Consider the following 17,314-nt stretch of genomic DNA (forward strand, 5'->3'; position numbering starts at 1 on the left):
TCAATGTTGAAATCTGCACCTTCAATACTGTTTTTAAAAGCTTTTTTCATAACAGTTCTTTTATGTTCTGAAACTTTATCCTCCCAGAGCTTTAAACTTCTGAGGTATGACGAAAATTATGAATATCTGAAAGATTCCACCAAAAGCTTTTATGACAAAATTAAATATCTCCCTCTCAATGAAAAGAAAGATATCTATCTCTCATTGGGTGGCGAGGCAAGGTATGAATATGTGGATTTCAACAACGAAGATTGGGGACGGCTTAACATAGGACACAACGACTTTTTCCTGCAGCGCTATGACCTTCATGCAGACTGGCATTTCGGGAAAAACTTCAGAATATTTTCACAGATCAGAAGTGCTTTGCAAAACGGAAGAAAAAACGGTTCAAGAGGCATTGATGAAGATCAGCTGAGTATTCAGAATCTCTTTCTGGATGTAGGTTTGGTGAATAAGGATGATCAGAAGCTGATAGTGAGACTGGGAAGACAGGAACTGGACTACGGTTCCGGCAGATTAATTTCTGTAAGGGAAGGACCGAATGCAAGGTTGTCTTTTACAGGAGCTAAAATCATGTATTCCTATAAAAATGTTTCCGTAGATGCTTTTGCGATGATGGCAGACTCTGTCAAGACCGGCGTTTTTGATAATACCATTTCAAAGCAGCTTAATCTTTGGGGGCTTTATTCCAAAATTATTATTCCTGAAGCCGGAAATCTGGATCTGTATTACCTCGGAATCCGTAGAGATGAATCTGTTTTTGAAGCCGGAACAGCAAGAGAAAAGCGTCACACAGTTGGCGGAAGGCTCTGGAAATATGGCGGTGGATTTATCTATAACCTGGAAGCGGCCTATCAGTTCGGACGCTTCGGAAATGAAAAGATCAGTGCGTGGACAGGATCTGTAGATATAGGTTATCTTTTTGAAAACTTTATATTTAGACCAAGTATCAATCTGAGAAACGATTATATATCAGGAGATCATTCTAAAAATGATGGTAAGCTCAATACATTTAATCCTTTATATCCAAAAGGAGGGTATTTCGGCTTCAGTCCGCAGGTGGGTGCTGTCAATTTAATTGATATTCATCCGTATATAACCCTTGATCTGACGTCTCAACTCAAAATGCAGATGGATGTTGTCTTCAACTGGCGATATTCCCTGAATGACGGAGTTTACCGGCCAAGCGGCGCATTGAACCGTCCCGGAAGCAGCTCAGATAAAAGATATATCGGAACGGCTTATTTAACCAGTTTCACCTATAATTTCAACAAACACTTCTCTTTGGTGAGCGGACTTCAGTATTTCCACAAAGGGTCTTTTATTGAAGATATCATTCAGGATGCAAAAAGCGGTGTTTTCTGGAATATCAGGCTGGGATTCAAATTTTAATCATTACTAAATCATTTATTATGCAAAATTCAATTTCAAAATACATCAATTGGTCAAAAACACTCTTTACAGCATTGGTGTTGGCAACTGCGGGAACTCACTTCGTTTCAGCACAGGCTGTTGCAGAAAAAACAGCTATTGGAACCTCAAAAACATGGGGAACCGTTGACGGTATTTCTGTTGTAGGACTGGTGCAGGGACCTTCTGCCGCCAAAGCAGATTTACAGATCGCCTGTGTTTTCGAGTATACGGAAGGAGATATTTTCAATCCGCCGGCGCTTCCCAAAGAACTGAACGGCATGGTTCATCTGGATGAAGCATTAAAAGGAATTATTACAGAAGTCCGTAAAAAAGGACAGTTCAAAGGACACGCTTTGGAAACCTTATTAATTAATCCTCCAAAAGGAAGCCTTGCCTCCGGAAAACTGCTGTTGATCGGCCTCGGGAACAGAAACTCTTTCGATGCCGGAATCATGAAAGAAGTAGGAAGTGTTGCCATGAGAGAAGCTTTGAAACTGCAAGTACATACTGCATCATTTGCCAGCGATATCAAAGATGCAGGAATCGATTCTCCGACAGCTTTAGTAGCAGAAAATGTGGTTTTGGGCGCTTTTGATGCTTATCGTACACAGTCTTATTTAAATGCTCAGCATTTATCCGATACAATGAAATTAAAAAAACTGATTCTGCTGGCCGGGCCATCATTTTTCACCGTTGCCGGAGGAGGAATTCAGGAGGCGATTTCGAAGTTGAATACCAAATAATTACAGATGAAAGCAGATCTTATCGTATACAACGGAAAAATACACACTTTCAATCAAGAAACTCCGGAAGTTTCTGCAGTGGCCATTAAAGACGGAAAAATTATCGCGGTTGGAAATGACGGACTGGCAGATCAGTTCGCAGATGAAGCCACGGAACTGATTGATCTTAAAAAGAAAAGAGTGGTGCCGGGAATCAATGATTCTCACATCCATTTGATCCGTGGCGGATTGAATTACAACCTGGAACTAAGATGGGACGGCGTTCCCTCACTGGCCGATGCGCTCAGAATGTTAAAAGATCAGGTAGACCGTACACCTTCTCCGCAATGGGTACGTGTCGTGGGAGGATGGTCCGAATTCCAGTTTGCAGAAAGAAGGATGCCTACTTTGGAGGAAATTAATGCCATTGCTCCGGAAACACCTGTTTTTATCCTGCATTTATACGACAGGGCTTTAATGAACAGGGCAGCATTGAAAGCGGTAGGATTTACCAAAGACACCCCGGCTCCGGCAGGCGGACATATTGAAAAAGATGCTAATGGTGAACCCACAGGGCTGATTATTGCGACACCCAATGCCATGATCTTATATTCAACACTGGCAAAAGGCCCGAAGCTTTCCTACGAACACCAGCTGAATTCGACAAGGCATTTTATGACAGAACTGAACCGCTTCGGAATTACCAGCGTCATTGATGCCGGAGGAGGATTCCAGAATTTCCCGGACGACTATCAGGTGGTGAACGAACTGAATGAAAAAAAACAGCTTACCGTAAGAATTGCCTATAATCTTTTTACCCAGAAACCTAAGCATGAATTTGAAGATTTCAGCGATTGGATCGATACTGTAAAATTATACCAGGGCGATGACATGTACCGCCACAACGGGGCAGGAGAGATGCTGGTATTTTCGGCAGCCGATTTTGAAGATTTTCTTCAGCCAAGACCGGATCTGCCTGAAAACATGGAAGCAGATCTTGAAAAAGTAGTCCGTTTACTGGTAGAAAACCGCTGGCCATTCAGACTTCACGCAACTTATAATGAAAGCATCACCCGCTTTTTAAATGTTTTTGAAAAAGTAAACCGGGATATTCCCTTCAACGGCCTGCCATGGATTTTTGATCATGCGGAAACCATTGATGAAAAAAATATTGAAAGGGTGAAAATGCTTGGCGGCGGAATTGCTATCCAGAGCAGAATGGCTTACCAGGGAGAATATTTTGCAGACCGTTATGGTTCCGCAGCGGCAGAAAGTACGCCGCCCGTGAAAAAAATGCTGGAAATGGGAGTTCCTGTAGGTGGAGGTTCGGATGCCACAAGAGTAAGCAGCTACAATCCGTGGGTTTCCATGTACTGGCTGACCGCAGGAAAAACTGTTGGCGGACTTCAATTGTACCACGAAACAAAGCTGGACAGAGCAACCGCATTAGAACTGTACACAAAAGGCAGCGCATGGTTCTCTCAGGAACAGCAGAAAAAAGGTGATATCAGAGTAGGAATGTTTGCCGATCTGGCAGTTCTTGATCAGGATTATTTCACGATTGATGATGAAGAGATTAAAAATATTGAAGCAGAAATGACCATTGTAGACGGGAAAATAGTATATGCCAAAGGAACATTCTCATCCTATGCACCACCATCTATTCCTGTGCTTCCGGATTGGTCTCCCACCAATCTTTATAACGGATATTACCCTGCAGGCGGACATTTTCAGAAAGAAATTGAGAAAAATGCGAAACAGGATTTAAAAGCACCGCTGACCTCACAAATTCATAGCTGTGGAGGAAGCTGCGATATCCATCATCATAACCATAACCAGGCAAGAATGAGCAATGTGCCCGTTAATAATTACCATACATTCTGGGGAGCTTTAGGCTGTTCGTGCTTTGCTTTTTAACTATCAATACACATGGAAATTTTAAAACAGATCCTTTCATCAGATTTAGGTTCACCATTCAATGATGCTTCATTCCTGGTTTTCCGGGTACTCCTTGCCGTTCAGCTGTTCAGAGTCCATGGCTTAAAGAAATTCAGGCTGGAAAACGGACAAAGGGAAGTGATTCCAAACCCTCTGGGATTGCCTGATCAACTCAATGCCATAGTGGCTTCATTTGCTGATCTGGTGGTTCCGTTTCTGATTATTTCAGGATTGGGAACCAGGCTTGCCGTTTTACCGACAATCGGGGTAACGGCTATCGGATATTTTGTGGTTCACAGAAAAGATTCACCGGAAGTACGGGACGTTCCTTTCATGTATACGCTGTCCCTGTTACTGATTCTTGCCTTGGGAGCAGGAAGATATTCACTTGATTATTACTTATTAAATATTTTATAAAATGAAAACTTCAATCGGAATTAAAAACGAAAATTTAGCAAAAGTTGCTGAAGTGCTTGTTACCACTTTAGCAGATGAATTTGTATTGTATACCAAAACAAGAAAAGCACATTGGAATGTCGAAGGTCACGACTTTTATAATAAACATCTGTTTTTTGAAGCACAATACGGGCAGCTGGACGACATCATCGATGATCTGGCGGAAAGAATCAGAACGCTGGGGCATTATGCACCGGCCACTTTAAGGGAGTACCTGGCATTAACGCATCTGTCCGAACATCATCTGGAATCGAACGACAGTCTGACTTACATCAGAACACTTCTTTCCGACCACGAAAGTATCATCATTCATCTTCGTGAAAATATTGAAAACTTCGCTGTTGAATTCCGTGATTCAGGGACGAGCGACTATATTACCGGATTGCTGGAAACCCATGAGAAAATGGCCTGGATGCTGCGTTCACATTTAAAATAGAAAAATGGAAGTAAATCATAATATCGGTTTTGTCACCTTATTGTTAACCATGATTGCCGGATATTGCGATACCGTGACTTTTGTATCGGCAGATGCCCTTTTTTCGGCGCATGTTACGGGAAACTTTATTGTCTTTGCCTATCAGTTTGTGAAGGGATCGGATATTCACGCCTGGGTAAAGCTGCTTACTTTTCCGGTCTTTATTCTTGCGGTTATGGCAGGAGGAAGAATCGCCGGAAAGGTTATCAATCATTATACGCTGCTATTCTGGGAAGGAGCGTTGCTCTTTTTAGCCGGAATTATTGTTGCTGTTCTCAGTTACTACGGAATGTTTTCAGAAGTCATCATGTATACTGTGGCTATGATTACCGTTTTTGCAATGGGGCTTCAGAATGCTTTCGGAAAACTTTATGCAAAGGAAACCCATGGCCCGACTACCATGATGACAGGAAATGTAACCCAGGCTTCCCTGGATTTCGGAACGCTTCTGTCAAGCGGCTTTCACCACCCTGAAGCATGGGCAAGCCTGAAGAAACAGCTGATTACCATTCTTGGATTTCTGGTTGGTTGTTTTTTAGGAGCTTATGCAGGAAAACAATATGGGCTGGTAACACTGATTTTACCGGGACTGGCAATGATCATCTGCTATTTTTACCACCGTAAAAACTAGCTCTGGACTATGGCAGATTACAGGATAATAGATTACCTTTAAAAAATGAATTTCAGCCTTTATTTTTTATCTAAAAATCTACTAAAGATAGTATGTTTTTCGTTGGTTTTGATGTTTTCATACAGTATAAAAGCACAGACCCAGGAAAATCCTGCACTGTTGAGAAAACAGATTTCCTCTTCCGCCAATACTACTCAGAAAATCACTTTATTGCTGCGTCTGAGTAACTATTACATTACCAAAAAAGGAGAGCTGAAAGCTGACCTCGACAGTGCCGCTATTCTGAACAGACAGGCAAAAGCACTCAATGTGAAATCCGGAGATCTGCTGTCTGCCGGAAAAATCATATTTCTGGAGGCTAAAATAGATAAAGAAAGAGGCCGTAAAACGATTGCTTTTTCCAACATGAAACAGGCGCTTTCTTATTTTGAAAAAAATCATTTTAAAGAGCAGGCCGGAGAAGCATACAATGAATTATCATATATGTATGACAATAACCCCGAATATTTTGATACTAAAATCAAACTGAAAGAAAAAGCATTGGAACTGTTTAAGAATTCAGGATCAAAACTGAATCAGGCAGGTGTTTTAAAAGATCTGGGTGAGCTTTACTACATCAAGGAAAATGCTGATAAGGCTCTGGGCTTGCTCAAACAATCCCTGTCTGTTTATAAGTCCGTTAAATTCAGAGAATTACAGAGTGTTTATAATCTTATCTCTCAGGTTGAAATTCAGAAAGCGGATTATGAGGAAGCACTCCGTTATGGTCTTCTGGCAGAAAAAACAGCCGAAAGTGTGAATGATTATTCTTTGCAGATGTGCTCTATTTACAGCAATATCGGAATGGTATATTATTATCTCCGTAAAAATGATGATGCCATGAAGTATTGGGAAAAATCACTGGCCACAGCAAAGAAAAACAAAGATAACACCTACATCAGAACGGTGGCCAATAATATTTCTACCATGCTGATCAGGCAGAAAAAGTTTAAGCAGGCCATTACCATGATACAAGAGTACAGAGAACGTTACCCCATAGTAGACAAGGATTTTGAAATGTCAGAAAACTATATCCTGTTCAGCACCTATACTATTTTAAAGCAGTTTAATGAAGCTGAAGCCTACTACAAAAAACTGGTGGCCTATTATGGTGAAAATGCAGAAAAAAATAATCAGCAGGCCTCATTGCTGCGAAGCTTTGTTTTCTATCATTACCAGACCCGGAACTTTGATAAAATGTATCGTGAAGCCAGACTTTTTGATTCGATAGCCAAAAATAACGGAAATGATATGCTTCGTTCGGAAAACCATTTAATGTGGTTCAAAGCAGATTCCATACAGGGAAAATACCTTGATGCCATACAGCATTATCAGCTGTACAAAAAGCTTTCCGATTCTGTTTTTAACGGTGAAAAAAGCAAGCAGATCAACAGTCTTAAAATTCAGTTTGAGACAGAACAGAAAGATAAAAATATTCAGCTGCTGACCCAGAAAGCAAAACTGCAGGATATTAAGATTGCCAATGATACCTTTATCAGATATGTCTTCATCGGAAGCATTCTGGCACTGATCCTTTTTGCTGCTTTGCTGTATAACCGCTCAAGATTAAAAAGCAATGCCAATAAAAACCTGGAACTGAAACGTAAGCAGATTGATGAACAGAACGAACAGCTGAAGAAATTACTTTCCGAGAAAGAATGGCTCTTAAAGGAAATCCATCACAGGGTTAAAAATAACCTGCAGATTGTGATCAGCCTGCTGAATACGCAGTCGGCTTATCTGGATAATGAAGATGCCCTGATGGCCATCCAGAACAGCCAGCACAGAATGCATGCCATGTCTCTTATCCATCAGAAACTTTATCAGTCTGATAATCTTTCAATGATTGACATGTCCTGGTATATTTATGAGCTGATTACCTATATCAAAGAATGTTATTCATCTGACAGGAAAATTAATTTTACAGTGGATACCGATAAAGTATTTCTTGATGTTGCACAGGCGGTTCCTATGGGATTGATCGTTAACGAAGCAGTCAACAATACCGTAAAATATGCATTTCCGGATGACCGGAAAGGGGAAGTTTTCGTTTCATTTAAAAATATTGGTGATGACCTTTGTGAACTGATGATTTCAGATAATGGAGTAGGGCTTCCGGAAGATTTCAATATTGAAGAAACAGAATCTTTGGGAATGAATCTGATGCGCGGGCTTACCGATCAGCTGGACGGAACCTTCAATCTCGAAAACAAAGGGGGCTTAAAAGTGACGATTACCTTCAGAAAAAATACAGAAATAACTCCTTCAAATTAAAGGCTGATTATTATGAAAGAAAAAATATTAATTGTAGAAGATGAATTTATTGTAGCCAATGATTTGAAACTGATGCTGATGAAGGCCGGTTATCAGGTTACAGGAATTGCATCTTCAGTGGTTCAGGCCAGAAAACTGATTGCAGATAATAAGCCGGATTGGGTACTTCTTGATATCATCTTAAAAGGTGATCTCACAGGAATTGATCTTGCCTGGGAACTGCGTGAGATGAACCTCCCTTTTCTTTATATTTCAGCCAATACCAACCAGTCTACCCTGGAAGCAGTGAAAGAAACACAGCCCTACGGATTTATGGTAAAACCCTTCCGGGAGCGTGATATGATTGTTATGCTAGACATTGCCAGATACCGATATGACATGGAAAGAGGCTGTGAATTGTGTACTGATACCGGAAATAACGAAGTCATTGAAGGAATTATCGGAAAAAGCAAGGTGCTTCAGGATGTCGTTGAAAAAATAAGGGTAGTGGCTCCTACAGATACGTCTGTTCTGGTGGTTGGGGAGAGCGGAACGGGAAAGGAAAAAGTAGCCCATTCCGTTCATGAGCTTTCAGAACGCAAAGCTCATCCTATTGTTGTAGTCAACTGTGCTGCACTGCCGCATGCGCTTATCGAATCCGAGCTTTTCGGACACGAAAAAGGAAGCTTTACCGGAGCCAATACATTGAGAATCGGAAAATTTGAGCAGGCCAACGGAGGAACAGTCTTCCTGGATGAAATAGGGGAGCTGCCACTGGACTCACAGGTTAAATTACTGAGAGTTTTACAGGAAAAAGAAATTGAAAGACTGGGAGGAAATAACACGATTAAAGTAAACGTAAGAATTGTGGCAGCGACCAACCGTTCTCTGGAAAAAGAAGTGGCGGAAGGAAGATTCAGGCTGGATCTGTATTACCGATTGAATGTTTTCCCAATTGAACTGCCTCCGCTGAGAGAAAGAAAGGAAGATATCGTATTGCTGGCCCATTTTTTCCTGAATAAATATGCCGCTGCTTCGAGAAGAAATATCACATCTATCAGTGAAAAAGCATTAGAACAGCTGTTAAATTATCACTGGCCCGGCAATATCCGTGAGCTGGAGCATCTTATTGAAAGAAGTGTTCTTCTGGCCAAAACAACGGAAATAGAACGTTTCGATCTGCCTGAAATTATTGAAAAACCTATAGAAACACTGGGTCCGCTGAAATCATTGGAAGATATGGAAAGAGATCATATCATGAATGCGCTTCAGACTTCCGGCGGAAAAGTTTCCGGGCCGGGCGGTGCTGCAGAGCTCTTGAAAATACAAGCTCAGACTTTATATTCCAAAATGAAAAAACTGGGAATTGACAAAGGCTATAAATAATTCAGGGGAAAGCTAGCCGGAGACCATATTTTCTTTCAATTTTTTAATCATAATTCTTCAAATAGTTTGAGAATAAAATCATTATGCCTTTACAATAATAAATCAATCAGGTAATTATGGAAAAAGAAACACTCAGAATAGAAGGATTCAGTGATGGTGTTTTTGCAATAGCCGTTACGCTTTTGGTGCTGGATCTTCACTTTCCTGAAGAAAATTCAATACAAAACGGGAATGATCTGCTGGTCTTTCTGAAGAATCAGTGGCCGGCATTTCTGGCATTTATCCTTTCATTTTTCAGTATTTTCATCATGTGGGTGAATCATCATAAGATCTTCAAACAGATCTACAGCCGGAATTCAGCGATTATGTTTGCCAATGGACTGATTCTTTTCCTGGTTTCGGCAGTTTCTTATCCTACCGCTTTGCTGGCAAGGTATTTTGACGGCGAAGCTTCTTCTGTTGTTGTGGCACTTTATACCGGTATTTTTGTCCTGATCAATCTTGCTTACAATTTATTATGGTTTCTGGCCACCCGTAACAAAAAGCTTTTGCGCCCGGGTATTACCGATGCGGCTATAAAAAAGATCCACAATAACTACTTGTATGGACTTCCTATTTATGTTATGGCATTAATCCTGTCGTTCTGGATCCCGGCCTTGTCGCTGCTGATCATTTTAGGACTTTGGATTTTCTGGGCGTTGTCTTCAGGGAAAATAGAAATGAGTATTAAAAAGGGATGATTTGTATTTAGAAATGGTTGATTAAAAAGGATTATATCCTTGTTTTACAACATCTATCTGATCTTCTATATATTGAGAGAGAGTCCTGTTTAAAAGTGATGTAATAAATTGAATATCGCTCCTTGATGGTAAATAGGCTTGTCTTATTATTGGATCATCTCCTTCATCCAGATATATAAATAAAAATTGATCACCAGCATTATAGGCATCAACAACAAAAAAGTTTCTGTTAATATTTCTATTATAGAACAATAACCACGACCTGGCAGCATCTTGAAGTTCTTCCTGAGTTTCAAAAATATTATAATCAAGAACATAGCAATAATTTCCTGCGAGAAATAAAAGCTCTCTTAAAACTTTTGGAAAAGAATGTCCATTGTTATATTTTACTTCAAGCTGTTGTATTTCTATAGGCGAAATTGGTTTTATCCTTCCTTCATATTCCTGATTATTGGGATATGCTGCCGGATTACTCTGTAAATATTTTAAAAGCTCTATTTCCATATTGATTATTTCTTATAATAATGTTCCTTCTCTATTCCAAGTTTCTGCATTTTGGAAATAAGTGTTGTAGGTGGTAATCCCAGCAGTTTCGCAGCACCTGTTTCCCCGAAAATACGGCTGTTACATTTTTTGATTATTTTTAAAATATATTCCTTTTCAAATTCCTGCAATGTTTTAACCTGAAAATCCTGATCCGTATTTTGAGCGTTCATAACTTTTGGAAAATCCATTTCCCTGATCATATCTCCTTTTGTTGTCAGCATGCTTCTTTCAACCATATTTTCCAGTTCACGGATATTACCCAGCCATGGATTAGCCATCATCATTTTAACCACGTTCTGAGAAAAACCATTAATCTTTTTGCCTGTCTTAGGATAGAGCTTTTCAAGGAAATAGTCTGCCAGCAAAGGAATATCCTCTTTTCTTTCCCGTAAGGCAGGAAGATGGATAGGAAAAACATTCAGTCTGTAAAAAAGATCGCTTCTGAACCGTCCTTTCGCCACTTCTTTTTCAAGATTCCTGTTGGTGGCCGTAATGATCCGCACATTCACCTTAATCCTTTTGTTTCCACCAATTCTTTCAATTTCTTTTTCCTGAAGAACCCTCAGAAGCCTGGCTTGTAATTCCAGAGGCAGTTCGCCAATTTCATCCAGAAAAATGGTGCTGTTGTGGGCCTGTTCAAACTTTCCTTTTCTTTGTTCAGTTGCTCCGGTAAAGCTTCCTTTTTCATGACCAAAGAGTTCAGATTCTATTAAGTTGGCAGGAATAGCCGCACAGTTTATCCTGATCATTTTCTTTCCCGAAAATTCCGAAAGTTCATGAACCGCCTGTGCTATAAGTTCTTTTCCTGTACCCGTCTCTCCAAAGATAATCACGTTGGATTGTGAATGTGCTACCTGCGAAATCTGTTCGAAAATGAGCTGCATCGCTTCACTTTTTCCCACAATTCCGTGAAAGCCGTGTACGCTTTTCTTATCTTCTTCAATTTCTTTTGGAAAGTCCCGGATATTTCCCTGAAATGTTTTCAACTGCTCCTGAACATCAATGTTATGAAGGGTAATGGAAAGCTGGGTAGAAATACCGTTTAAAATTCTTTCCGGAATTGTATCTCTTGAAATAAAGCTTCTGTAGAAAAGGAAAAGTACATTTTTACTTTCACTGACAGCCGGCAGTCCCAATCCGACAGCCATCCGCATTCCCGAATTTTTAGCTTCGGTAAAACAGGAAGGAAGCGGTGACAATTCTTTCAGATCAAAAAGAAGAGGCTCCGCAGAATCAAGACAGTTTTTTACATACCTGTCAAGCTGTTGATCTGTGGTATGGTTCTGATTTTCATTCCGGCTGCTGAGTATTTCAATATTTCCTTTTACATCCCTGATCATCATACAATCATTGAATCCCAGTTCAGTTTTGAAAGATGTATTGATAACAAGCTGAAGCTGTTTCTTATCTAAAATGGTAGACAACTCTTTGGTTAAACGGGAAATCATAAGCTGTTCTTTCTGCATTTCCTGCAGGCGTTTCATCATTTCTGCATTGGGATCAGAAGGCTTACTCATAGAAAATTCTTACTTGAAAGTTTAAAGATAGTAAAAATTGAAAAAGATCTGCATGTGAGTGGTACAATACCTGAAATAAAAAAGATGAACCATTAAAGTTCATCTTCAGTATATTGAAAAGAGATTGTTTTTAAGATCTGATAAATTCCAAAAGGTCTTTGTTGATCGTCTCATGCTCTGTAGTCGGCATACCATGAGGGAATCCCGGATACGTGATCAGCTTTCCGTTCTTTAATAATTTAATTGATTTTAATGCCGCATTGGCAATAGGAACGATCTGGTCATCTTCACCATGCATCACCAGAACAGGAATGTCAACAGCTTTTAAATCTTCCGTTAAATCTGTTTCTGAAAAAGCTTTAATCCCATCATAATGAGCAACAATTCCGCCCATTAATCCCTGTCTCCACCAATTTCTCTGAACACCGTCTTTTATATTGGCACCTTCTCTGTTGTAGCCGTAGAAAGGGAAAGTCAGATCATAATAAAACTGATTTCTGTTGTTCATCGTCTGTTCCCTGATATTGTCGAAAACTTCCATAGGAACACCGTCAGGATTATTCTCACTTTTCACCATTACCGGTGGAATGGCGCTGATCAGAACTGCTTTCTTAGCTCTTCCATTCGAGTATTTATTCACATAACGGATCACTTCACCACCGCCTGTTGAATGCCCGATGTGTACAACATCTTTCAGATCTAAGAATTCAACCAGTTCTGCGGCATCAGAAGCGTATTGCTCAATAGTGTGATTGTAGATATTCTGGCTGGAGCGTCCGTGGCCTCTTCTGTCGTGAGTAACCACTCTGTAGCCTTTCTGCAGGAAGAAGATTACCTGTGCATCCCAATCGTCAGATGATAAAGGCCATCCGTGGTGAAACATTAATACCGGGCCTTGTCCCTGATCTTTGTAAAAAATTTCTGTTCCGTCTTTTAATGTTAATGTGCTCATGTTGTTTATTTTTAATGTTATGAATTGATTTTGTTTAAATATTTTTCTGATTAATAGGCAGTATTTTCACGTACCAACTGGAAAAGGTCTTCTGCACCGCCATTGAATTTATTTCCGTTAATGAAAAATGAAGGGGTTCCGTTCACTCCGCTGATGATACCGCTTTCAAAGTCTGTATCTACCTTTTCTGCTAATTCCTTCTTATGAATATCAACTTTGAATTGGGAAATATTTAATCCCAGTTTTTCTGCAAGCTTTAACGGAAGATCAGCATTCAGGTATTCCTGGTTTTCATAAATAGCATCATGCATTTCCCAGAATTTTCCCTGCAAAGCTGCCGCTTCTGCTGTCAGTGCTGCCGTTCTTGCATACTGATGCATTTCTGACAGCGGAAAATTTCTGAATACAAATCTGATCTGATCTCCGAATTCTTTCATTAATTCTTTAAGAACCGGATAGGCTGCTCCGCAGTAAGGACACTGATAATCCCCGTATTCTACAATGACTAAGCTGGCATCTGAGTTGCCCTGAGTATGGTCAGCATTGCTGACTGATGGTTTAAGTGACATAATTATTTCATGTTAAGGTTTTCTAATGCTTCTAAAATTCCGTCTGCGCCAGGATTGATGGCGGTGGGAGAGAGGTAGCTCCATTCGATGAGACCGTCTTTATTGATGACAAAAAGGGCTCTGTTGCATTCTCCTTCTTCGTCATTGTAAACACCATATTTCCTGGCTGTTTCTCCTTTGGCTTCAAAGTCTGCAAGCAGTGGGAAGTGCAGGTTTCTGGATTGTGAAAATGCCAGATGGCACCATTTGCTGTCTACGGAAATTCCGAAAATCTCCGCATCATATTTTTTGAAATACTTCAGCATTTCGTTGTACAATGCCATCTGGTCACTGCACACCGGGCTCCAGTCTGCCGGGTAAAATGCAAGGATAACGTTTCGTCCTCTGAATTCGGATAAGGTAATCTTCTGGTCCGGGGTTGCAAATAATGTAAAATCAGGGGCAACCGTATTTTTTTCTAGCATAGGATTAGTTTTTAATCGTTGTAATTGGTATTGTGAATGCACAGATGAGCAGTAAGGCTGCCGGAAACATCAACGTCCAGTTTCCTGAATAAGAGAGCAGGAAAGGAGCTGCTGAAGCACCGGAGAGAAAGCCCATCCATAAGAATAACAAATGAAAGATATTTATTTTGTATTCCTTCCGCTCCTCTGCCTGATTACTCATGACAAACAGAGCAGCTGTTCTTGCCAGACTGTTTAAAGTTCCTGTCACAAAATCGGTATTGATCTTTTGGTTACCTACCGAAGTGACAATGGTGTTCATAAGACCCATTGAGAAACCGATAACAGCTATAGACACTTCATGAGCAATATGCTCATAATAATCAGTCATACTGTAAAGGATCATGATGCCGGAAACTGTGTAGAAGATTATCTTTGTGCTTCTGAACTTCTTTGATAATGATAGACACGTTCCTGTATAAATCCCCGCCAGAAAAAAGATGATTACAATGACAGAACTGATGATAACACCATATTTTTCACTGAAAACTGCTGCACCTAACTGGGTCGTATTGCCGCTCATAAAAGAAACGTAGATTTTCCATTGCATCAGTCCTGTAGCATCTGTATATCCTGCGATAAAAGCAAGGAATACTGCCAGTTTCTCCTGTGTTCTGACAGTCTTGTCAGGAAGCAGGATTTTTGTTTCCGGAAGCACAGGAGTTATTTTCCAGGTTTGATGAATACTTTCTTTTCCGGAAATTTTTCTATTTCTCCTTCCTTCAATCCGAAATTCGTACTGACCACATCTTTCGGGTTTCCTGCCAGCCATTCGCTGATATCAATGGATTCATAGGTACCGCTATTAAATCCGATCAATACTTTACAGACGGTATCTCCTGTATTTTTGATATAGTGCCCGGCTCCCATAGGTACATAGCCTACATCACCGGCATTGAACTGTTCTGTGACAGAAACTCCTTCCGCCAGGAATACCGACATTTCTGCCTGTCCGGATATAAAATACTGCCACTCATCTGCATTAGGATGCCAGTGCATTTCTCTTAAAGCGCCGGGCTGCAGCTCCAGCACAGAACCTGCCATTGTGGTGCTGATCGGAAATTCCTTACTCGTAACCAGTCTCTGCAGCCCACCGCCGGGAATGATTCTTGGCTGCTGGGAATGCAGAGGATATCGGTGAAGGCTTATCAGTTCAATGTCTGATTCCTCGGGACGGGCTGTGGCATTAATGGACAGTTCATCCGGAACAACTCCTGCTGCGAAGTAAACCTCTTTCTGTGGAAGTTCTGCTACTTCTTCAAGGCTTAGTCCTAAATTCTGTGCAGCGATTTCAGGAGGCATACTTGACACAAAATCTGTAACGCTGAAGGTATGGTCTTCGGAAAAATTACCATTGTCAAAAATCAGAATGAAATGACATTCCTCTGTTCCGGTAGCCTGGATGGAATGTCCGTAGCCTTTCGGGAAATACCATACATCCCCGGGTTCAAAATTATCAGTATAACTTCGTCCGTCCGGATGGATAATCGTTGTACGTACCGTTCCTGAAATTACATACGCCCATTCTGCGGCATTGGCATGCCAGTGAAGTTCTCTCATGCTTCCGGGCTGTAATCTCATGGAAACTCCTGCAATACCTACAGAAGCAGGGAATTCTTTTACGGAAGCACCTCTTGTTGTACCACCGTCATTGGTACGCGGTTCTTTTTTTTCTAATTCGTATCTGAAACTTAATGATGATGGATTCATAGTATTATTTTTTTTGTGATTAATGCTCTTTGTTTTTGCTATTGTAAAGCTACTTCTGAATTTTACTTTTTCTTGATGTCATTCGGTGAAAAGGCAAAATGAGTCGTTGAGGATATAGAGGGTTGCTACTTTTTTAAAAAGGCTGGTTATATTGACCTGTCAGTGCTTTATTTTCAATGCTTTTTGCAAAGTTTGGTGTTTCCTCATGATTGTGGGCATCAGAAGCAGCCTGTCTTGATGCAGCGGCATCTGCAAGGTTGATCCCGTGTTCTTTCAGATATTCAAACATTTCGGGGGTGGCTGTCGCATGAATTTCATTGGTATAAAGACAGGTGTTTTCATCAATCTTTGTCACTTTCAGTTCCCATAGAACCTGAACTTTTGTACGTCCGTTTTTTGTAATTGAATCAGAGATGGAAAGCATGCGGCAGTAATCGGGGCGGTGAACATCTGCAACATAATGCTGTACCATCAGTGCATCCCCAATGGTTTCTACATTTAAAGATACCGGCTTACCATCAAAGGTAACTGAAATAGCAGCTCCGATATGCTGGGTAGAGCAGCGCTGATATTCGGCGTCCGGCAGATTAAGCAGCCAGTCTGCGATATTCACTTTTTCAATGGGTGCATGGATGATGGCACTTACGCTTGAGTGAGATAGTGCGTTTTCGGGAGTTTGTAAGATTTTCATAGTTGTTGATTTTGATTGTGATGTTATTGATGATGTAAAGCTACAAACCGGTTGTTTTAATTTTTAATGCTGTTCGGTCAACAGGCGAAAACTGTCGTTGAATAAGGCGATGATGTTCAAACGATAACAGGACAAACGTTCCTGAAAACAAAAAAATCACTGTAGGTTACAGTGATTGATAAAGGATAATTTTTAGATAGAGTTATTTATACAGCCATTTTTTGATCAGCCTGGTATAATTGGGCATCACGGCAAATACCATCAGAAAAACGATGATTCCGGAATTGATGAATCCGTCGGAATAATGATTGGCCGGAATATGTAAAAACCGTAAAAAAGGAATGATCAAAGCAGGAATAAGTACAGACAGCGGATAAATGGCAGACCAGGTTGCCAGAAACTGTTTCCAGCGTACCGGAACTTTATTCCCTTCATTTTCTGTCGTAAAAAGAAAATCAAGCCCGGATCTGATCTGATAATGGTCATTTTTTCTGAACAGCGGATTGGCTTTCTCAATAAGCTTTTTCCGGTTATCCGATTCCATCCAGCTTTTAAGATGGTCAATCGTATCAAAACGGATAATGACGGTATACACAAAAGTCAGATCGGGAATCGGCCGAATAATCTGCAGATCAATAAAGCCTTCAGAATGTTTGGTGACAGGCACAATTTCGTCCAGCCATTTTTCATACTGTGATTGTTTTCCATCCAGAATATGATGGGTAATCACTACGGAGGCACCCTGATTTTCCATAACTGATTTTTTATTGGTT

General features: G+C 40.5%; 18 protein-coding genes. 9 read left to right on the forward strand and 9 right to left on the reverse strand.

Annotated elements, in window-relative coordinates:
* The first annotated feature begins 3 nt into the window (after positions 1-3).
* From ACLI50_RS11975 to ACLI50_RS12015, 9 genes are all read left to right on the forward strand, one after another.
* The gene (locus tag ACLI50_RS11975; RefSeq protein WP_343643286.1) at positions 4-1,392 is read left to right on the forward strand and encodes an alginate export family protein; all 1,389 of its coding nucleotides are present in this window, start codon (positions 4-6) and stop codon (positions 1,390-1,392) included.
* Between the two features lie 20 nt (positions 1,393-1,412).
* Positions 1,413-2,156 (forward strand): M17 family peptidase N-terminal domain-containing protein, encoded by a 744-nt coding sequence (locus ACLI50_RS11980; RefSeq protein WP_343643285.1) that lies wholly within the window; start codon positions 1,413-1,415, stop codon positions 2,154-2,156.
* Positions 2,157-2,162: 6 nt separating this feature from the next.
* On the forward strand, positions 2,163-4,052 hold the full coding sequence (locus ACLI50_RS11985) for an amidohydrolase (RefSeq protein WP_343643284.1): 1,890 nt from the start codon (positions 2,163-2,165) through the stop codon (positions 4,050-4,052).
* 12 nt (positions 4,053-4,064) lie between these two features.
* The gene (locus ACLI50_RS11990) at positions 4,065-4,490 is read left to right on the forward strand and encodes a DoxX family protein (protein WP_202842849.1); all 426 of its coding nucleotides are present in this window, start codon (positions 4,065-4,067) and stop codon (positions 4,488-4,490) included.
* Position 4,491: 1 nt separating this feature from the next.
* Complete coding sequence (locus ACLI50_RS11995) at positions 4,492-4,965, forward strand: Dps family protein (protein ID WP_202842847.1); 474 nt, start codon at positions 4,492-4,494, stop codon at positions 4,963-4,965.
* A gap of 4 nt (positions 4,966-4,969) precedes the next feature.
* Positions 4,970-5,635, forward strand: coding sequence for a YoaK family protein (locus ACLI50_RS12000; protein ID WP_202842845.1), 666 nt, complete (start codon positions 4,970-4,972; stop codon positions 5,633-5,635).
* A gap of 45 nt (positions 5,636-5,680) precedes the next feature.
* Positions 5,681-7,948 (forward strand): tetratricopeptide repeat-containing sensor histidine kinase, encoded by a 2,268-nt coding sequence (locus tag ACLI50_RS12005; RefSeq protein ID WP_343643283.1) that lies wholly within the window; start codon positions 5,681-5,683, stop codon positions 7,946-7,948.
* A gap of 12 nt (positions 7,949-7,960) precedes the next feature.
* Positions 7,961-9,313 carry a sigma-54-dependent transcriptional regulator gene (locus ACLI50_RS12010; RefSeq protein ID WP_395973266.1) on the forward strand — a complete coding sequence of 451 codons (1,353 nt, stop codon included), beginning with the start codon at positions 7,961-7,963 and terminating at the stop codon, positions 9,311-9,313.
* 116 nt (positions 9,314-9,429) lie between these two features.
* Entirely contained in the window at positions 9,430-10,053 is a 624-nt protein-coding gene (locus ACLI50_RS12015; protein ID WP_395973268.1) for a TMEM175 family protein, read from the forward strand.
* Positions 10,054-10,074: 21 nt separating this feature from the next.
* Here the strand turns inward: ACLI50_RS12015 and ACLI50_RS12020 are convergent, their stop codons facing one another.
* The 9 genes from ACLI50_RS12020 to ACLI50_RS12060 form a co-directional block, all read right to left on the reverse strand.
* Complete coding sequence (locus tag ACLI50_RS12020) at positions 10,075-10,557, reverse strand: SMI1/KNR4 family protein (protein WP_395973270.1); 483 nt, start codon at positions 10,555-10,557, stop codon at positions 10,075-10,077.
* A gap of 5 nt (positions 10,558-10,562) precedes the next feature.
* Positions 10,563-12,116 carry a sigma-54 interaction domain-containing protein gene (locus tag ACLI50_RS12025; protein ID WP_411413880.1) on the reverse strand — a complete coding sequence of 518 codons (1,554 nt, stop codon included), beginning with the start codon at positions 12,114-12,116 and terminating at the stop codon, positions 10,563-10,565.
* 130 nt (positions 12,117-12,246) lie between these two features.
* Positions 12,247-13,068 carry an alpha/beta fold hydrolase gene (locus ACLI50_RS12030; protein ID WP_202842833.1) on the reverse strand — a complete coding sequence of 274 codons (822 nt, stop codon included), beginning with the start codon at positions 13,066-13,068 and terminating at the stop codon, positions 12,247-12,249.
* 50 nt (positions 13,069-13,118) lie between these two features.
* Entirely contained in the window at positions 13,119-13,637 is a 519-nt protein-coding gene (locus ACLI50_RS12035; protein ID WP_202842832.1) for a DsbA family protein, read from the reverse strand.
* Between the two features lie 2 nt (positions 13,638-13,639).
* The gene (locus ACLI50_RS12040; RefSeq protein ID WP_202842830.1) at positions 13,640-14,101 is read right to left on the reverse strand and encodes a redoxin domain-containing protein; all 462 of its coding nucleotides are present in this window, start codon (positions 14,099-14,101) and stop codon (positions 13,640-13,642) included.
* Between the two features lie 4 nt (positions 14,102-14,105).
* The gene (locus ACLI50_RS12045; protein ID WP_411413881.1) at positions 14,106-14,798 is read right to left on the reverse strand and encodes a YoaK family protein; all 693 of its coding nucleotides are present in this window, start codon (positions 14,796-14,798) and stop codon (positions 14,106-14,108) included.
* A gap of 5 nt (positions 14,799-14,803) precedes the next feature.
* On the reverse strand, positions 14,804-15,850 hold the full coding sequence (locus ACLI50_RS12050) for a cupin domain-containing protein (protein ID WP_411413882.1): 1,047 nt from the start codon (positions 15,848-15,850) through the stop codon (positions 14,804-14,806).
* A 133-nt stretch (positions 15,851-15,983) separates the two neighbouring features.
* Positions 15,984-16,541, reverse strand: coding sequence for a hypothetical protein (locus tag ACLI50_RS12055; protein WP_411413883.1), 558 nt, complete (start codon positions 16,539-16,541; stop codon positions 15,984-15,986).
* A gap of 202 nt (positions 16,542-16,743) precedes the next feature.
* The gene (locus ACLI50_RS12060) at positions 16,744-17,295 is read right to left on the reverse strand and encodes an antibiotic biosynthesis monooxygenase (RefSeq protein ID WP_395973276.1); all 552 of its coding nucleotides are present in this window, start codon (positions 17,293-17,295) and stop codon (positions 16,744-16,746) included.
* Positions 17,296-17,314 lie beyond the last annotated feature (19 nt).

The sequence above is a fragment of the Chryseobacterium cupriresistens genome, from assembly GCF_046614675.1.
In the GTDB taxonomy this organism is placed as follows: Bacteria; Bacteroidota; Bacteroidia; order Flavobacteriales; family Weeksellaceae; genus Chryseobacterium; species Chryseobacterium cupriresistens.